We start from the raw sequence: 767 nt of genomic DNA, 5'->3' as shown, positions 1-767 counted from the left end.
GGTGCTGGTCCCTCGTGTCGGGGTGTTCGAGGTGGTTGGCCAGGACCGCGGCCTGGACGCGGCGTTGGACGCCGAGCTTGGCCAGCAGGCGGGAGATGTGGTTCTTCACCGTCTTCTCGGACAGATAGAGCTCTTTGCCGATCTCGCGGTTCGTGAGGCCGTTCCCGATCAGCGCGAGGATGTCCCGTTCGCGTGGTGAGAGACTGGCGAGTTCGGGCGAGAGGGCCGGCTCCTCGGCCGGGTCGGCGCGCAGCTTGCGCATCAGCCGGGCGGTCGTGGTGGGGTCCAGCATCGACTGGCCGGAGGCGACGGTACGGACCGCCGAGACCAGGTCGGAGCCCTTGATCTGTTTCAGTACGTAGCCCGCCGCCCCGGCCATGATCGCGTCGAGCAGCGCTTCCTCGTCGTCGAACGACGTCAGCATCAGACAGGACAGCTCCGGCATCTGGCTGCGCAGTTCCCGGCAGACGCTGATGCCGTCGCCGTCCGGCAGGCGTACGTCGAGAACCGCCACGTCCGGGCGCAGCGCCGGGCCGCGCACCAGGGCGTGCTCGACACTGCCCGCGTCGCCGACCACCGAGATGTCCGGTTCGCTGTCCAGCAGGTCGGTGAGACCGCGGCGTACGACCTCGTGGTCGTCCAGCAGGAAGACCCGGATCGGGTTCTGCTCGGAGAACGTACGCGCCTCGGCCATGACGACCCCTTGTTCAGTGATGGACCACGGACCGTGAGCCCCTGACGCCGATCATCACCCTTCCGGGCCCGGA

1 protein-coding gene is annotated in these 767 nt (G+C 68.4%); it reads right to left on the bottom strand.

The features are described from left to right. A partial coding sequence (locus tag N4G66_RS45235) for a response regulator (RefSeq protein WP_261710158.1) occupies positions 1-694 on the bottom strand: 694 nt, incomplete at its 3' end. Positions 695-767: the final 73 nt, after the last annotated feature.

Origin of the sequence: Streptomyces rhizosphaerihabitans (assembly GCF_025399795.1) — a bacterium.
GTDB lineage: Bacteria > Actinomycetota > Actinomycetes > Streptomycetales > Streptomycetaceae > Streptomyces > Streptomyces rhizosphaerihabitans.
The sequence above is the reverse complement of the archived record's forward strand: the minus strand, read 5'-3'. Positions and strand labels throughout refer to the sequence as shown.